This window comes from Mycobacterium sp. 94-17, assembly GCF_035617725.1.
GTDB lineage: Bacteria > Actinomycetota > Actinomycetes > Mycobacteriales > Mycobacteriaceae > Mycobacterium.
On record NZ_JAPIYN010000001.1, the window covers coordinates 209,572 to 224,826 of the forward strand.

The following is a 15,255-nucleotide window of genomic DNA, read 5'->3' on the forward strand; positions in this document are numbered from 1 at the left end:
GGGACTGGCGAGGGCCGGCCTTCGCGGCTTCGCGCCCAGGGTGCGGCTTGCCGCACACTCGGTGCCAAAAGCGAGACTTACGCCGGGACTAACTCGACCCCCGACAGCACCACAGCGTTGTCGCGGGAGGGCGCGACAACGCCTGCCACGAAACGGCCATCTTCTTTCCAGACATTGACGCGCAGCGTCTCGCCTGGATACGCGACGCCGGCAAAGCGCGCGCCATAGGCGGCCACGGCAGAAGTATCGCCATCCAGCAGCGCATCGACGATGGCCTTGCAGGTCATGCCGTAGGTGCAAAGGCCGTGCAGAATGGGCCGCGGAAACCCTGCGGCAGCAGCGAATTCGGGATCGGAGTGGAGCGGGTTGCGATCCCCGCACAGCCGGTACAGCAACGCCTGCTGCGGCAGGATGGGCACGTCGAGCTCTAGGTCGGGAGCGCGGTCCGGCGCGGCGTCGCCTCCTGAAGGACCGCGCTCGCCGCCGAATCCACCTTCACCGCGGGCGAAGATGGACCGGCGCTGCGTCCACAGCAGGGTGCCATCTGGCGCGGTCGCCGTCGTCTCGCTCCAGATCACCGCCGCCTTGCCCTTGTCCCAGATGTCGGTGAACCGGGTGACGGCGGTGGCCGAGCCCGAAGGTGGCAGTGGCGCGGGCGCGATCACCTGCTCACTGGCGTGCAGGACCTTGCTCAGCTCGATGTCGATGCCGGGGAATTGCACGGTCGGCGGCTTGGTGGCGTGGAAGGTGGCCGCAACGTTGCCGAATGTCGGGAGCACCTGCGGGGTGTCGTCGACCAGGTAGCGCAGCTCGCGCGGGTCCATCGGGTCGGCACCCGCGCCCAGTCCCAGATGGTAGAGCTGCACATCGCTGCTGCTCCAAGAGAATTCGATCGGATCGAGTTCGGCGGCGAGCGCGATGTCTACGTCGATGGGCATGTCAGTTCTCCCCCGCAAGATGCAACGCCGCCAGGTAGCCGAACGTCATAGCCGGGCCGATGGTGCCACCCGGACCAGGGTAGGTGTGGCCCATCACCGGAGCGCTGACGTTGCCTGCGGCGTAAAGGCCTTCGATGATACTGCCGTCATCGCGCAGCGCCCGGCCGTGGACGTCGGTGCGGATGCCGCCCTTGGTGCCCAAGTCACCGGGCACCATCTTCGCGGCGTAGTACGGCGCGTGACTGATCTCGCCGAGGTTCGGGTTGGGCTTGTTCGTCGGGTCGCCGTAGTACCGGTCGTAGGCGCTCTCACCGCGCTGGTAGTCCTCGTCGACACCGGAGCGTGCGAAGCCGTTGAAACGTTGCACCGTCGCGATGAACTCGTCCACCGGCAGGCCCGCCTTCTGCGCCAGCTCCGCCAGCGTGTCGGCCGTGATGATGACGTTGGAATCCAGCCACTTGCGCGGAATGCGTTGTCCAGGCTGCAATCCCGCGAAAATGTAGCGGTCCCGGTACTGCTGGTCGAATACCAGCCACGCGGGAATGTTCTCGCCCGGTCCGGGTCCCTGACCGTATTCGCCGCCATACATGTGATGGCAGGCTTCCACGTAGGGCATCGATTCATTCATGAACCGGTTGCCCGACATGTTGACGATGATCGACCCCGGGGAGTTGCGTTCGGACAGCGCGAACCAGGGCGCGCCCACCAGCGGGACGGTCGGCCCCCACCAGGCGTCTTCCATGATGTCCAGTGCGGCGCCGAGCTTTTCGCCCGCCAGGATTCCGTCGCCGGTGTTGGCGACCGCGCCGACGGTCCACTCGGTTGTGATCGGTGCGCGCTGGTATTTCACCCGCATCTGCTCGTTGTGCTCGAAGCCGCCCGAGGCCAGGATCACGCCGCGCCGGGCCCGGATCATCTGCGGCTCACCCGTTTCGGCAGCGCCGGCATCCCGTACATAAACCCCGCGCACGGCGCCGTCTTCGACGTAGACGTCGGTAAGCGCGGTGTTGAGCACCACTGGAACCCCGGCCCGCTGCAACCCGATTCGCAGCGGCCCGATCAGCGCCCGGCCCATGCCGACGAGGTTCTTGCCGGTCGCTTTGGCCCACACGGTGCGGGCACCGACCTTGAGGCTGCGCAGCACGCCGCGGGGGTGGCGCTTGAGCTGGTTCAGCCGAACGTAATCCTGTTGCATCACCACGACGTTCAGCGGAACCTTGCCATACGCCGGTTCCAAGCCCGATTCGTCAGCGCCGAGCTTGCGGGCGTTGAACGGCTTCGGCTCGATCGACCGGCCCTCCGCGCGTCCGCCCGGCGACTCGGGGTAGTAGTCGGAGTATCGCGGCACCCAGCACATCTTCAGCGGGGTGTGCTCGAGCACGAACGACAGCATCTCGGGGCCGCGTTCGAGGTAGGTGTCGATGCGTTCGGGCTCGACGACGTCGCCGATGATCCCGTGCAGATAGGTGCTCGCCGCCTCGGGGGTATCGCGCACCCCGGCACGCTTGAGCACTTCGTTGTTTGGGATCCAAACACCGCCGCCCGAGCGTGCGGTCGAGCCGCCGAAGTGAGGGGCCTTCTCGATGACTATGGTGGAAAGACCCCGGTGAGCGGCGGTAAGGGCGGCCACCATGCCGGCTCCGCCGCTTCCGACCACGACGACGTCGTACTCCTGCGCTGACATGTAGAACACGTTATAGAATTGCCCGGGGCGGCCGCTACTTGCCCGGTCGACGGTACGAGGAGACTTGGAAGAATGCTCAGTGTTGCCACCCGCGACGAGCTGGCCGCCGACTTGGCGCAGGCCGAGCGCAGCGGTGAGCCGATCGCCCCGCTGACGTCGAGCTACCCGGATATCGACGTCGTCGACGCCTACGAGATTCAGCTGATCAACATCCGTCAGCGCGTCGCGGAGGGGGCTCGGGTGCTGGGCCACAAGGTGGGGCTGTCCAGCAAGGCGATGCAGCAGATGATGGGGGTCGACGAGCCGGACTACGGCCATCTGCTCGACGAGATGCAGGTGTTCGAGGACACCCCGGTGAAGGCGGGTAAATACCTGTACCCGCGAGTGGAGGTCGAGGTGGGCTTCATTTTGTCTGCCGACCTGCCGGGCGCCGGGTGCACCGAGGACGACGTGCTGGCCGCCACCGAAGCCCTGGTGCCGGCGATCGAGCTGATCGACACCAGGATCACCGACTGGAAGATCGGGCTGTGCGACACGATCGCCGACAACGCGTCGTCGGCGGGTTACGTGCTGGGTGAGGCCCGGGTGTCACCGGCCGAACTCAATGTGAAGGCGATCGACGCGGTGCTGACCCGCAATGGCGAGGTGATCGCCGAGGGTCGCAGCGACGCCGTGCTGGGCAATCCGGTGACCGCCGTGGCCTGGCTGGCGCGCAAGGTGGAGAGCTTCGGAGTGCGGCTACGCAAAGGCGACGTGGTGCTTCCCGGCTCCTGCACGAAGGCGATCGATGCCCGCCCCGGCGATCATTTCGTCGCCGATTTCACAGGGCTGGGTTCGGTTCATTTGTCGTTTGAATAGGCTCGGATTAGCTTTGAATCGATCGATTTAAAGCTTCGAAAAAGGGAGCATAATGCCGTCGAAGGCAAGCGTCGCCATTGTCGGATCGGGAAATATCAGCACTGATCTGCTCTACAAGTTGCTGCGGTCGGAGTGGTTGGAGCCGCGGTGGATGGTGGGTATCGACCCGGACAGTGAGGGGTTGGCCCGGGCCCGAAGGTTGGGGTTGGAGACCACGCATGAGGGTGTGGACTGGTTGTTGGCTCAGTCGGAGAAGCCGGACTTGGTGTTTGAGGCGACCAGTGCTTATGTGCATCGTGACGCGGCGCCGAAGTATGAGGCGGCCGGGATACGGGCTATCGATTTGACGCCGGCCGCGGTGGGACCCGCGGTGATCCCGCCGGCCAACCTGCGCCAGCATCTGGAGGCACCGAATGTCAACATGATCACCTGCGGTGGGCAGGCGACGATCCCGATTGTGTACGCGGTGTCGCGTGGCGTCGCCGACCTCGGCGGGGTGCCGTATGCCGAGATCGTGGCGTCGGTCGCCTCACTGTCGGCCGGCCCGGGCACGCGGGCCAACATTGATGAGTTCACCAAGACCACCAGTCGGGGTGTGGAGACTATCGGCGGGGCGAAGCGCGGTAAGGCGATCATCATCCTGAATCCGGCGGACCCGCCGATGATCATGCGCGACACCATTTTCTGCGCGATCCCGGAGGACGCCGACCGGGACGCGATCGCGGCGTCGATCCACGACGTGGTGGCCGAGGTGCAGACCTATGTGCCGGGGTACCGGTTGCTCAACGAGCCGCAGTTCGATGATCCGTCGATTAATTCCGGTGGGCAGGCGTTGGTCACCACGTTCGTCGAGGTGGAGGGTGCGGGTGACTATTTGCCGCCGTACGCTGGGAATCTCGACATCATGACCGCCGCGGCGACCAAGGTCGGCGAGGAAATCGCCAAGGAGTCGTTGAGCGCGGCGGCCGGAGGGGCGCAATCATGAGTGACATTTTCTTCAACCCGATCTGGGATGTCCGGATGACCGATACGTCGCTGCGGGATGGGTCGCATCACAAGCGGCACCAGTTCAGCCTCGGGGAGGTCGGCGCGGTCGTGGCTGCGCTGGATGCCGCGGGGGTGCCGGTGATCGAGGTGACGCATGGTGATGGGCTGGGTGGGTCGAGTTTTAACTATGGGTTCTCCAAGACTCCCGAGCAGGAGTTGATCAAGCTGGCCGCTCAGACGGCCACCGAGGCCAGGATCGCGTTTTTGATGTTGCCCGGGGTGGGCACGAAGGAAGACATCAAGGAGGCGCAGAACAACGGCGGCTCGATCTGCCGGATCGCCACGCATTGCACCGAGGCCGATGTGTCGATCCAGCATTTCGGCCTGGCCCGCGAACTCGGCCTGGAAACGGTCGGGTTCTTGATGATGAGTCACACCGTCTCTCCGGAGAAGCTGGCCGCCCAGGCCCGGATCATGGCGGATGCGGGCTGTCAGTGTGTCTATGTGGTCGATTCGGCGGGGGCGTTGGTGCTCGAGGGTGTGCGGGATCGGGTCGCGGCGTTGGTCGCCGAGCTCGGTGAGGATGCCCAGGTGGGTTTTCACGGCCATGAGAACCTCGGGCTTGGGGTGGCCAACAGTGTAGAGGCGGTGCGGGCGGGCGCTAAGCAGATCGACGGTTCGTGTCGGCGGTTCGGCGCCGGGGCGGGCAATGCGCCGGTCGAGGCGCTGATCGGGGTGTTCGACAAGATCGGGGTGAAGACCGGGATCGACTTCTTCGACATCGCCGACGCGGCCGAGGAGGTGGTCGCCCCGGTGATGCCCGCCGAGTGCCTGCTGGACCGCAACGCCTTGATCATGGGCTATTCCGGGGTGTACTCGAGCTTCCTCAAACACGCCATCCGCCAGGGTGAGCGCTACGGGGTCCCCCCGCACGAACTGCTGCACCGCGCCGGGCAGCGCAAACTCATCGGCGGCCAAGAAGACCAACTCATCGACATCGCACTCGAAATCAAGCGCGAGCAGGAGAGCGGCGCGGCCACGCGCTGACGTCCGGATCACACACCCCACGCAAAGCTGCCGGGGGTAATCTGGCGCGCATGAGCACATTCAGCACAGTCGGCGCCCGTCGCCGCGGGCGCTACGGCCTGCTCGCCGGGGGATTACTGACCGCTGCCGCAGCGACGGCGATCGCGCTGCCCCTGGCCGGCACGGCCAACGCGAGCCCGCCTTGCAACCAGACCGTGGGCAACTCGATCGACGCCTACCTGCAGAAGCATCCCGACCTGCACCAGCAACTGCAGGCCAAGTCCGAGGCGGAGGGCGGTGGCCCCAACGTCATCGACTACCTGAACCGGCACCCCGATGTGCGGCAGCATCTGATCGACCTGTCGCAACAGTGCGCACCCTAGCGAGTCGGCTTAGCCGTTCAAGTCGTTGAGCGCCGCGGCCGACGCGCGGGGATGTTCGCCATTGACGAAAAAGTAGAACACGTTCTAGCGTCTAGGCGTGTTCTCTGAATCCTTCTCGGGCCCGCTCATCGAAGCCATCGCCGAGTCCGAAAAGCTGGTCGCCACCGCACCGCACATCGAGACCGAGGCCGACCTGCTGGAAGGGCTGCAATACCTGGCCGGCTGCATCTCCGGGTGCATGCACCTGTCGTTCGACTACGAGCGTGACCATCCCTTCCTGCAGTCGGGCACCGGGCCGTTCACCAAGATGGGCCTGGACAATCCCGACACGCTCTACTTCGGCACGCGGGTGCATGCCGATCACGACTATGTCGTCACCGGCCGGCGCGGCACCACCACCGACCTGAGTTTCCAGCTGCTCGGCGGCGAGTACACCGACGACAACGTCCCGGTCAGCCAGGCCGCGTTCGACGACCGGGAACTGCAGATCGCACCTGACGGCAGCTTCGAGTGGCGGGTGCGGCCGACGAGTCCGGGTCAACTGGTCATCCGCGAGGTGTATGGCGACTGGTCGGCGCAGCGCGGCACGCTGGCCATTTCCCGGCTGGACACTGCTGGCACCGCGCCGCCGCCGCTGACCCGCCAGGCCATCGAAAAACGTTATGCCACAGCTGGAAAGCAACTCGTGAACCGGGTGAAGACCTGGCTGCAGTTCCCGCAGTGGTTCTACTTCAACATCCCGGTCAACACGATGGTCGCACCCCGGCTGACACCCGGCGGGCTGGCGACCCAATACTCGTCGGTGGGGCACTACGAGCTGCGGCCGGACCAGGCGCTGGTGATCACCATCCCGGTCACCGACGCGCCCTACCTCGGCTTCCAGCTGGGCAGCCTGTGGTACATCTCGCTGGACTACATCAATCACCAGACCTCGCTGAACAACACTCAGGCACAGGCGGATCCGGACGGCAAGGTGCGCATCGTCGTCGCCGACCAGAACCCGGGCGTAACCAACTGGGTCGAAACCCTGGGGCATCGCAAGGGCATTCTGCAGTTCCGCTGGCAGCGGGTGTCGCGTCAACTCACCGCAGCCGACGGCCCGACCGTGGAGCTGGTCGAGATCGACGCCATACCCGCCACGCTGCCGTACTTCGAACACAATAAGATTTCCGACGACGAATGGCGCGCGCGAATCACGCTGCGCCAACAACAGATTGCGGCGAGGATGCTGGGGTGACGATGTCAGGGATGCTCAACGGCAAGGTAGTGATCATCAGCGGCGTCGGGCCGGGACTCGGTACCACGCTGGCACACCGGTGTGCCGACAACGGTGCCGATTTGGTGCTGGCGGCCCGGACCGTCGAGCGGCTGGAAGAACTTGCCAAGCAGGTCAACGACTCCGGCCGCAAGGCCTTGGCGGTGCGAGCCGACATCACCGACGACGACGAGGTTGCCTACCTGGTCGAGACGACCATGGCCACCTACGGCAAGGCCGACGTGCTGATCAACAACGCGTTCCGGGTGCCGTCGATGAAGCCGTTGGCCGGCACCAGTTTTCAGCACATCCGGGACGCGATCGAGCTCAGTGCACTGGGCGCGCTGCGGCTGATCCAGGCTTTCACTCCGGCGCTGGAGGCGTCACACGGGTCGATCGTCAACGTCAATTCGATGGTGCTGCGCCACTCGCAGGCGAAATACGGCGCATACAAGATGGCCAAGTCCGCGCTGCTGTCGATGTCCCAGTCGCTGGCCACCGAGCTGGGCGAGAAGGGCATACGGGTCAATTCCGTTGCGCCGGGCTATATCTGGGGTGACACGTTGCAGGCCTACTTCGAACATCAGGCGGGCAAGTACGGCACCACCGTCGACGAGATCTATGCGGCCACCGCCGCGAACTCCGACCTCAAGCGCTTGCCCACTGAGGATGAAGTGGCGTCGGCCATTCTGTTCATGGCCAGTGCCCTGTCCAGCGGCATCACCGGGCAGACCCTGGACGTCAACTGCGGGGAGTACCACGTCTGATGGCGGAGCGTACCGACATCGCAACCGTCGACGAGCTGCACGCATCGGCCACCAAGCTGACGGGGCTCGACAACTTCGGCGCCGACGACGACAACTATCGCGAAGCGCTGCAGGTGCTGCTGGATTCCTACCGGAACGAAGCCGGGCTTACGGTGTTGGGCAGCAAGATGAATCGGTTCTTCCTGCGCGGCGCGCTGGTGGCGCGGCTGCTGTCCGAGTCCGCCTGGAAGCAATACCCGGAGTATGCCGGAGTCGCCGTCGAACGGCCGATCTTCGTCACCGGCCTGGTGCGCACCGGGACCACGGCGCTGCACCGGCTGCTGGGCGCCGACCCCGCGCATCAGGGCCTGCACATGTGGCTGGCGGAGTTTCCGCAACCGCGCCCGCCACGCGAGACCTGGGAATCCAACCCGCTCTATCAGCGGCTCGATGCGCAGTTCACCCAGCACCATCAGGACAACCCGGGCTACACCGGGCTGCACTTCATGGCCGCCTACGAGCTGGAGGAGTGCTGGCAGCTGTTGCGGCAGTCGCTGCATTCGGTGTCCTACGAAACGCTGGCGCACCTGCCGAGTTACGCGCGGTGGCTCTCGGAGCGGGATTGGACGCCGTCGTATCAGCGGCACCGCCGCAACCTCCAGCTGATCGGACTCAACGATGCCGACAAGCGTTGGGTGCTGAAGAATCCCAGCCACCTGTTCGCGCTGGACGCGTTGATGGCGACCTACCCCGATGCGCTGGTGATCCAGACTCATCGCCCGGTCGAGACGATCATGGCCTCGATGTGCTCACTGGCGCAGCACACCGCCGAAGGGTGGTCGACGAACTTCACCGGTGCCCAAATCGGCGCTGACGCAATGGAAACCTGGTCGCGCGGGCTGGAGCGGTTCAACGCCGCTCGGGCCAAATACAGTCCGTCGCAGTTCTACGACGTCGACTACAAGGACTTGATCGCCGACCCGATGGGAACCGTGGCTGACGTGTACCGGCACTTCGGGCTGACCCTGACCGACGAGGCCAAGGCCGCCATGGAGAAGACGCACGCCGACAGCCAGTCCGGCGAGCGCGCGCCGAAGCACACCTACTCGTTGGCCGACTATGGCCTGACCACCGAGGCGGTCAAGGAGCGATTCGCGGGCCTGTAGTCACAGGCGCCACAAGGGTTTCTGGATTGGTGGGTGCACCTTTTGCCCGCCTCGGAGCGACAAATCCACGGCTTCCGCCGGCGCGCCCGCACTGTCGCTCGAAGGCGGGCACAACACCGATACCTCGCCGGCGCGGGCGCGAGCCGCGGGACCGAGCGCGACCGGCGCTCAGTCTTCGCCGGGATCGTCGTCGAGATAGCCCTCGGCGACGGCATGCTCAATGCTGTCGCCGAGTTTGGGGCACGACCTCGTACGCGCCGTGTCGCCCCCGGACTCACGCACCTGTGTGAAGTGCGCGCAGCGCTGCCACGCTTCAGTGTTCCATTGCACCGCAGTGTGTCCCGGCCCCAGCCTGCGAACGGTGACCCGCACGTGGCAGAAGCGGCAGTCCACGGGCAGCAGACCCGAGTTGAGGTAGCGCTCGCGGTCGGCACGACTGGCGTCGGCGACCGCAGCGGCGCGCTGCGGATCGTCGGCGAAATCCCTAGATTTCGACCAGGATCCGCCCTTGCGCTCGGGGCCGGGCGGATGTTCGTCGTGGTCGTGAGAATCGCCGTGCAGCAACAACATCGACCGCGCAAGCTGATCGACGTCAGGTACCACCGGCTGATCGTCGCCCATGTTCCTAGTGTTGCTCGGCCGGCACGTCGTCGGTGACCGGCGCCTCGGCCTCGGAGTCCTTGGCCTTGAGGTTCTCCTCGACCTCGGCGTTCCAATACTCGTTGGCCCGGGTGGTGTCCACCTCGATCTCGAAGCGCTCCACCATCTCCGGCTCGATGTCGGCGGCGTCGACATAGAACTGCTGATACCAGCGACGTAACTGGTAGACAGCACCGTCCTCTTCGACCAGCAGCGGGTTGTCGATGCGGGTCTTGTGCTTCCAGATCTCGACGTCCTGCAAGAAGCCCTTGCTGACGCCCTCGGTGAACACCTTGGACAGCTTGTCGGTCATCGCCTCGTCCATGCCCTTGGGCTTTTCGACGATGACACCCCATTGCAGCACGAACGAGTTCTGGGTCACCGGGTAGTGGCAGTTGATCAGGATCGACTCTGCCTTAAAGCCGCCGTAGCTGTTGTGCAGCCAGTTGATCATGAACGACGGCCCGAAATAGGACGCCTCGGAGTCCAGGTGCGCCTCGCCGTAGGACGTGCCGAGGTCGTTGACATCGGGCCGGCCCACGTTGTGCAGGTACTGCGACGCGATGTGACCTTCGAAGACGTTCTTGAAGTACGTCGGCAACCCGAAATGGATGTAGAAGAAGTGCGCCATGTCGGTGACGTTGTCGATGATGTCGCGGCAGTTGGATCCCTCGATGAGGATGCTGTTCCACCGCCACTCGGTCCACTCGTCGCTGTGGGACTCCGGGATGTCCGGAATGCGCACGGCGGGGTCGGGTGGATTGTTCTCGTGGTCGTGCCAGACGAACAGCAGGCCGCCCCGCACGTCGGTCGTCCACGACCGGGTCCGCGCCGTCTTTGGGGTGCGCTTGGCGTACGGGACCAGCTTGCAGCGGCCGTCGCCGCCCCAGCGCCAGTCGTGGAAGGGGCAGGCGACCTCGTCGCCCTTGATGGCGCCCTCCGACAGGTCGCCGCCCATGTGGCGGCAGTATCCGTCGAGGACCTTGACGTCGCCGTGCGAGTCGGCGAACACCACCAGCTTGGTGCCGAAAGCCTCGATCGAGTGGGGCTTACCGTCTTGGAAGTCCTTGGCCACGCCCAGGCAGTGCCAGCCGCGGGCGTACCTGGTCGGCAGATCACCGGGATCGATTTCCCGGATGCCGACCGCCTTGGTGTCGGTACTCACCAGTCACCTCCAACTCACTGGGCCTCTAACTAGAACACGTTACAGTTTTGCGGCGGCCACGCGCAACGACGGCGAGCCTGGCTGCGATTTCCCGCGGCGTGCGCGCGCTCGGGGGTATATCTAGACGATGCCGCTGTTTGCGTTCGAGGGCCGTGCGCCACGGGTAGATCCCACCGCTTTCGTGGCCCCGACGGCCACGCTGATCGGCGACGTCGTGGTGGAGGCGGGGGCCTCGGTCTGGTTCAACGCCGTGTTGCGCGGTGACTACGCGCCCATCGTGGTGCGCGAGGGCGCCAACGTCCAGGACGGTTCGGTGTTGCACGCCCCTCCCGGCATCCCGGTCGACATCGGTCCCGGTGCGACGGTCGCGCATCTGTGCGTCATTCACGGGGTTCACGTCGGGCAGGAGGCGCTGATCGCGAACCACGCGACCGTGCTGGACGGCGCGGTGATCGGCGCGGGCAGCCTGGTCGCCGCGCACTCGCTGGTGACGGCGGGTACCCAGATCCCCGCCGGGATGCTGGTGGTCGGCGCCCCGGCGCAGATCAAAGGCCCGGTCGCCGGGACCGGCGCCGAGATGTGGGTCAAGATCAACCCGCACGCCTACCGGGAGCTCGCCCAGCGGCATCTTGCCGGGCTGGAACCGCTCTAGACCTTGCGCGTGCTGGCCGCCGCCCGCTCCATCTCCCAGTAGGCGCGCAGGGCGGTCATCTTGCCCTCGGCGTCGACGCGGTAGGTGAAGACGCCCTCGGCCGTCGTCTGGAACTCCCCTGTCGTGATGAGAATGTGCCCGACGTTGGCTTCCTCGTTGCCGCACTGATAGGTGTCGCGGAAGAAGAACTCGATCTTCGTGGTGGGGGCGATGGCCTTGTCCCAGAAGGCCGAGATCGCGTCACGGCCGCGATGCCCCACGCCTTCGGGGTCGAATACCGAGGGCCCGATCGGGTCCTCGACGATCGCGTCGTCGGCGAACACCGCCAGCCAGGCGTCCTTGTCCCGGGCCGCCACCGCCGCGCGGGAGCGGCGCCCGGCCTCGTGCGCGGGATGCTCAGTCAACGGTGCCGCTCCTCCTCATCGCTGCATCGTCGTCGGCACGCTCACGCATCGACCTTCTGGGCCGCGGGCTTGTCGGCGCCCACCACCCACATCGAGTAGTACTGCGAGCCACCGCCGTAGGCGTGCCCCAAGGCCTTTCGCGCACCGGGCACCTGATGGTCGCCGCCCTTGCCCATCACCTGGATGGCCGCTTCGGCGAAACGGATCAGGCCGGACGCGCCGATCGGGTTCGACGACAGCACGCCGCCCGACGGGTTCACCGGCAGCCGGCCCCCGATCTTGGTTTCGCCGGCTTGGGTGAGTTTCCACCCCTCGCCCTCAGGGGCAAACCCCAGGCTTTCCAACCACATCGGCTCGAACCAGGAGAACGGCACGTAGATTTCTGCGGCGTCGATCTCGTCGATGGGGCTCGTGATGCCGGCGGCCTTCCACAGTGCGGCCGCGGCGTCGCGACTGGCCTGCGGGCTGACCTGGTCGCGGCCGGAGAACTGGAGCGGCTCCGTGCGCAGCGCGGTGGCGTGGATCCATGCCACCGGATGGCCTTGTGCCAGGCGGGCTTCGGCGGCCTGCTCGTCGCCGATCACCACGGCGGCGGCACCGTCGGACGACGGGCAGGTCTCGTCGTAGCGGATCGGGTCCCACAGCATCGGGGACTCCATCACCTTCTCGACGGTGATGTCGGGCTGGTGCAGGTGCGCCAGCGGGTTCTTGCTGCCGTTGAGCCTGTCCTTGACCGCGACCACGGCCCCGATGTTCGTTGGCGCACCGGACCGGCGGATGTACGAGCGCACGTGTGGGGCGAAGTACCCGCCCGCGCCGGCGCCGACAGGCTTGATGAAGGGGATCGGAATCGACAACGCCCACATGGCGTTTGACTCCGATTGCTTCTCCCAGGCCATCGCCAGCACGCGCCGGTACTTGCCGGACTGCACCAGGCTGGCGGCCACTATCCCGGTCGAGCCACCGACCGATCCCGCGGTGTGCACCCGGATCAGCGGCTTGCCGGTGGCGCCCATGGCGTCGGCCATGAACAGCTCGGGCATCATCACACCCTCGAAGAAATCCGGTGCCTTGCCGACCACGACGGCGTCGATGTCGTCGAAAGTGGATCCGGAGTCTTCCAGCGCCCGGTCGATCGCCTCGCGCACCATGCCGTTCATCGACACGTCTTTGCGCTTGGCCACATACTTCGTCTGCCCGGTACCCAGTACCGCGGCGAGGTGCGCGCCTGCACCGGCCATCAGTTCTTTCCTTCCATCACCGCGACCAGGTTCTGTTGTAGCGCAGGACCGCTGGTGGCGTGGGCGAGCACCCGCTCGGCCGAGCCGTTCCAGATGTGTTGTGCCGCAAAGCCGATGCGCTCGAGACCGGCGACGAACATGGGATTGGCCGCGAGCGCTCCGCCGGACGGATTGAGCTTGGTGGGCCCCGGGATCCGGATGGCTTCCGCGAGGATCAGGTGCTGGTGCGTGAAGGGCGCGCAGATCTCGGCCACATCGAGGTTGCCGGTCGTGCCCCCCGTGGCCGCAAGAGCCGCGGCCTTGGCCGACGGAGACTCGGTGAGATCACGCGCGCCCAGCAACGGGGTTTCGATGCGGTGCTCGATTCCGGTGATCCAGGCCGGATTTTCGCGCAACTCGCGCGCCCGGTCGCCGGCCGCGAGCACGATCGCCGCGGCGCCGTCGGTGATCGGCGCAATGTCGTGCCGGCGCAGCGGGTCGGCGAAGTACGGCCGCTCGAGCAATTCGGCCACGCTGATCGACCCCTCCACATTGTCCACGCGGCGTGCATTGGCAAAGGAGTCGAAAGCTACGCGCGCCATCTGCTCTTCGGTCCACTTGCCGCTGTCCAGCCCGATGCGCGCCTGCAGCCCCGCCATCGAGATCGAGTCGGGCCACAGCGGCGCGACGGTGTAGGGATCGGTCTGCCGCGAGAGGATCTGGCGCAAGGTGCCGGCCGAGGACTTACCGAAGCCGTACACCAGGGCGGTGTCGACCTCGCCGGTCAGGATTTTGATGTACGCCTCGTAAAGTGCCCAGGCGGCGTCCATCTCGACGTGCGATTCGTTGATCGGCGGGACGGCACCGATCGAGTCGATCGCCGAGATGAACGAAAAAGCCCGTCCGGCAAGGTAATCAGATGATCCGGAACACCAGAATCCGATATCGGTCCTGCTGATGCCCAGCTCTTCGTACAGCTGGGCGAAGCACGGGATCAACATCTCGACACCGTTGGTGGTGCCGTCGGTGCGGCGGACGTGCGGGGCGTGCGCGAAGCCGACAACCGCAACATTGCGTTCGCTCATGTGCAGATAAGCCCTTTACAGGTGGTGCTTGTAGGTGTCGTAGCCGGCGTCCGGTTCCCCGGTCGGCCGGAAGTACTCGATGTTGTCGATGCCAAATCCCCACTCCTCGCGGGGTTTCCACACCGCCTCGACGCGCATGCCCATCCGCACCTCGTGGGCGTCGATGTCGGCGACCAAGTGCAGGAACGGGATGTCACTGCCGTCGAGCAGCACGTAGGCCGCCACGTAGGGCGGTTTGATGCGCTGGCCCTGGAACGGGATGTTGATGATCGCGAATGTCGTGACGATGCCCTTGTCCGGCAACTCGACGAACTCGGTGGTCGGCAGGCCGGTCGCCGGGTCGGCCCCATGCGGCGGGAAGTACACCTTCCCCTTTTCCCCGGTCTTGGCGCCCAGCAGCTTGCCCTGGGCGATGGCCCGCAGGTAGGCGCTCTCCTCGTGCGAGGCGGTGTGCTGGATGGTCAGCGAGATCGGCGTGACGATCATGGTCACCGGGTCTTTGTCGCCGCCGGACTGTTCGGCCACGGCTTCGGCTTCCTCGCCCAGCGCGAAATAGGCGATATCCGTGATGGCGCCGACCGTCTCGTCGGCCCAGTGCACATGCACCCGGGAGCCGGTCTTGATGGCGCTCGGCTCGCCCGCGGGTCCCACATCAACGGCGTGGATCAACGGAGTGTCCGCACCGTCCAGCTTGATCAACGCCCAGGCGAACGGCCGGTCCAGCGGCTGGCCCTCGAGCGGTGCGGGCTGCCAGGTCCACGAGACCACCGTGCCGACACTGGACACCGGTACCATCTCGCCCAGCGGCTCATAGGTGACCGGGTCATATTCCGCCGGCGGCACATGCACCCGGCCATCCGATCCGCGCACGCCCAGGACGTGGCGGTCACGCAGCGCGGTGAAGAACTTGCTCAGGGTGGGGCCGACCGAACGGGTGTAGTCGAAGGACAACGTCAGTGGTGCGGCGAGCGGTGGCTCAGGGTGATCCATCAGGGGCGGGCTACTCGAGCTGGCTGTCACGCCATCGAGTAGAACAGGTTCTAAGAA

16 protein-coding genes are annotated in these 15,255 nt (G+C 65.9%); 8 read left to right on the forward strand and 8 right to left on the reverse strand.

Annotated elements, in window-relative coordinates; genetic code table 11:
- Positions 1-77: 77 nt before the first annotated feature.
- Positions 78-938, reverse strand: a complete 861-nt coding sequence (locus OQ789_RS01030; RefSeq protein WP_324682839.1) for a MaoC family dehydratase — start codon at positions 936-938, stop codon at positions 78-80.
- Position 939: 1 nt separating this feature from the next.
- The gene (kstD, locus tag OQ789_RS01035) at positions 940-2,622 is read right to left on the reverse strand and encodes a 3-oxosteroid 1-dehydrogenase (RefSeq protein ID WP_324682840.1); all 1,683 of its coding nucleotides are present in this window, start codon (positions 2,620-2,622) and stop codon (positions 940-942) included.
- 72 nt (positions 2,623-2,694) lie between these two features.
- Between kstD and OQ789_RS01040 the strand changes: the two genes are divergently transcribed.
- The 7 genes from OQ789_RS01040 (at position 2,695) to OQ789_RS01070 (ending at position 9,043) form a co-directional block, all read left to right on the forward strand.
- On the forward strand, positions 2,695-3,480 hold the full coding sequence (locus OQ789_RS01040) for a 2-keto-4-pentenoate hydratase (protein WP_324682841.1): 786 nt from the start codon (positions 2,695-2,697) through the stop codon (positions 3,478-3,480).
- Positions 3,481-3,532: 52 nt separating this feature from the next.
- Positions 3,533-4,465: an acetaldehyde dehydrogenase (acetylating) gene (locus OQ789_RS01045; protein ID WP_324682842.1), complete on the forward strand. Its 933-nt coding sequence runs from the start codon at positions 3,533-3,535 to the stop codon at positions 4,463-4,465.
- Entirely contained in the window at positions 4,462-5,514 is a 1,053-nt protein-coding gene (gene dmpG / locus OQ789_RS01050) for a 4-hydroxy-2-oxovalerate aldolase (protein WP_324682843.1), read from the forward strand. Before OQ789_RS01045 ends, dmpG begins: the two co-directional genes overlap by 4 nt.
- A 50-nt stretch (positions 5,515-5,564) precedes the next feature.
- Positions 5,565-5,876 carry a hypothetical protein gene (locus tag OQ789_RS01055; protein WP_324682844.1) on the forward strand — a complete coding sequence of 104 codons (312 nt, stop codon included), beginning with the start codon at positions 5,565-5,567 and terminating at the stop codon, positions 5,874-5,876.
- A gap of 97 nt (positions 5,877-5,973) precedes the next feature.
- Positions 5,974-7,113, forward strand: coding sequence for a hypothetical protein (locus OQ789_RS01060; protein WP_324682846.1), 1,140 nt, complete (start codon positions 5,974-5,976; stop codon positions 7,111-7,113).
- Positions 7,114-7,115: 2 nt separating this feature from the next.
- Positions 7,116-7,898 (forward strand): SDR family oxidoreductase, encoded by a 783-nt coding sequence (locus tag OQ789_RS01065; protein ID WP_324683341.1) that lies wholly within the window; start codon positions 7,116-7,118, stop codon positions 7,896-7,898.
- Positions 7,898-9,043, forward strand: coding sequence for a sulfotransferase (locus OQ789_RS01070; protein ID WP_324682847.1), 1,146 nt, complete (start codon positions 7,898-7,900; stop codon positions 9,041-9,043). The genes OQ789_RS01065 and OQ789_RS01070 overlap by 1 nt, the downstream gene beginning before the upstream one ends.
- 168 nt (positions 9,044-9,211) lie before the next feature.
- On the opposite strand, the gene OQ789_RS01075 is transcribed toward OQ789_RS01070, so the two are convergent.
- Together OQ789_RS01075 and OQ789_RS01080 are read right to left on the reverse strand one after the other, a co-directional pair.
- The gene (locus OQ789_RS01075) at positions 9,212-9,664 is read right to left on the reverse strand and encodes a hypothetical protein (protein ID WP_324682849.1); all 453 of its coding nucleotides are present in this window, start codon (positions 9,662-9,664) and stop codon (positions 9,212-9,214) included.
- 4 nt (positions 9,665-9,668) lie between these two features.
- Complete coding sequence (locus OQ789_RS01080; RefSeq protein ID WP_324682850.1) at positions 9,669-10,847, reverse strand: Rieske 2Fe-2S domain-containing protein; 1,179 nt, start codon at positions 10,845-10,847, stop codon at positions 9,669-9,671.
- 127 nt (positions 10,848-10,974) lie between these two features.
- Between OQ789_RS01080 and OQ789_RS01085 the strand changes: the two genes are divergently transcribed.
- Positions 10,975-11,499: a gamma carbonic anhydrase family protein gene (locus tag OQ789_RS01085; RefSeq protein WP_324682852.1), complete on the forward strand. Its 525-nt coding sequence runs from the start codon at positions 10,975-10,977 to the stop codon at positions 11,497-11,499.
- Here OQ789_RS01085 and OQ789_RS01090 read toward each other — a convergent pair.
- Genes OQ789_RS01090 through OQ789_RS01105 form a run of 4 tightly spaced genes read right to left on the reverse strand, consistent with a single transcriptional unit; the run spans position 11,496 to position 15,228 of the window.
- Entirely contained in the window at positions 11,496-11,903 is a 408-nt protein-coding gene (locus OQ789_RS01090) for a nuclear transport factor 2 family protein (protein ID WP_324682854.1), read from the reverse strand. The genes OQ789_RS01085 and OQ789_RS01090 overlap by 4 nt on opposite strands.
- Positions 11,904-11,944: 41 nt before the next feature.
- The gene (locus OQ789_RS01095) at positions 11,945-13,144 is read right to left on the reverse strand and encodes a thiolase domain-containing protein (RefSeq protein ID WP_324682856.1); all 1,200 of its coding nucleotides are present in this window, start codon (positions 13,142-13,144) and stop codon (positions 11,945-11,947) included.
- Entirely contained in the window at positions 13,144-14,208 is a 1,065-nt protein-coding gene (locus tag OQ789_RS01100; protein ID WP_324682858.1) for a thiolase domain-containing protein, read from the reverse strand. The genes OQ789_RS01095 and OQ789_RS01100 overlap by 1 nt, the downstream gene beginning before the upstream one ends.
- 15 nt (positions 14,209-14,223) lie before the next feature.
- On the reverse strand, positions 14,224-15,228 hold the full coding sequence (locus tag OQ789_RS01105) for a Zn-ribbon domain-containing OB-fold protein (RefSeq protein ID WP_324682859.1): 1,005 nt from the start codon (positions 15,226-15,228) through the stop codon (positions 14,224-14,226).
- Positions 15,229-15,255 lie beyond the last annotated feature (27 nt).

What these genes read in the sequence shown, in the direction of transcription:
- OQ789_RS01045 (WP_324682842.1), top strand. Translation starts at nt 3,533, where the DNA reads ATGCCGTCGAAGGCAAGCGTCGCCATTGTCGGATCGGGAAATATCAGC.
- OQ789_RS01030 (WP_324682839.1), bottom strand. Translation starts at nt 938, where the DNA reads ATGCCCATCGACGTAGACATCGCGCTCGCCGCCGAACTCGATCCGATC.
- OQ789_RS01085 (WP_324682852.1), top strand. Translation starts at nt 10,975, where the DNA reads ATGCCGCTGTTTGCGTTCGAGGGCCGTGCGCCACGGGTAGATCCCACC.
- OQ789_RS01095 (WP_324682856.1), bottom strand. Translation starts at nt 13,144, where the DNA reads ATGGCCGGTGCAGGCGCGCACCTCGCCGCGGTACTGGGTACCGGGCAG.
- dmpG (WP_324682843.1), top strand. Translation starts at nt 4,462, where the DNA reads ATGAGTGACATTTTCTTCAACCCGATCTGGGATGTCCGGATGACCGAT.
- OQ789_RS01075 (WP_324682849.1), bottom strand. Translation starts at nt 9,664, where the DNA reads ATGGGCGACGATCAGCCGGTGGTACCTGACGTCGATCAGCTTGCGCGG.
- OQ789_RS01040 (WP_324682841.1), top strand. Translation starts at nt 2,695, where the DNA reads ATGCTCAGTGTTGCCACCCGCGACGAGCTGGCCGCCGACTTGGCGCAG.
- OQ789_RS01065 (WP_324683341.1), top strand. Translation starts at nt 7,116, where the DNA reads ATGTCAGGGATGCTCAACGGCAAGGTAGTGATCATCAGCGGCGTCGGG.
- OQ789_RS01070 (WP_324682847.1), top strand. Translation starts at nt 7,898, where the DNA reads ATGGCGGAGCGTACCGACATCGCAACCGTCGACGAGCTGCACGCATCG.
- kstD (WP_324682840.1), bottom strand. Translation starts at nt 2,622, where the DNA reads ATGTCAGCGCAGGAGTACGACGTCGTCGTGGTCGGAAGCGGCGGAGCC.
- OQ789_RS01100 (WP_324682858.1), bottom strand. Translation starts at nt 14,208, where the DNA reads ATGAGCGAACGCAATGTTGCGGTTGTCGGCTTCGCGCACGCCCCGCAC.
- OQ789_RS01055 (WP_324682844.1), top strand. Translation starts at nt 5,565, where the DNA reads ATGAGCACATTCAGCACAGTCGGCGCCCGTCGCCGCGGGCGCTACGGC.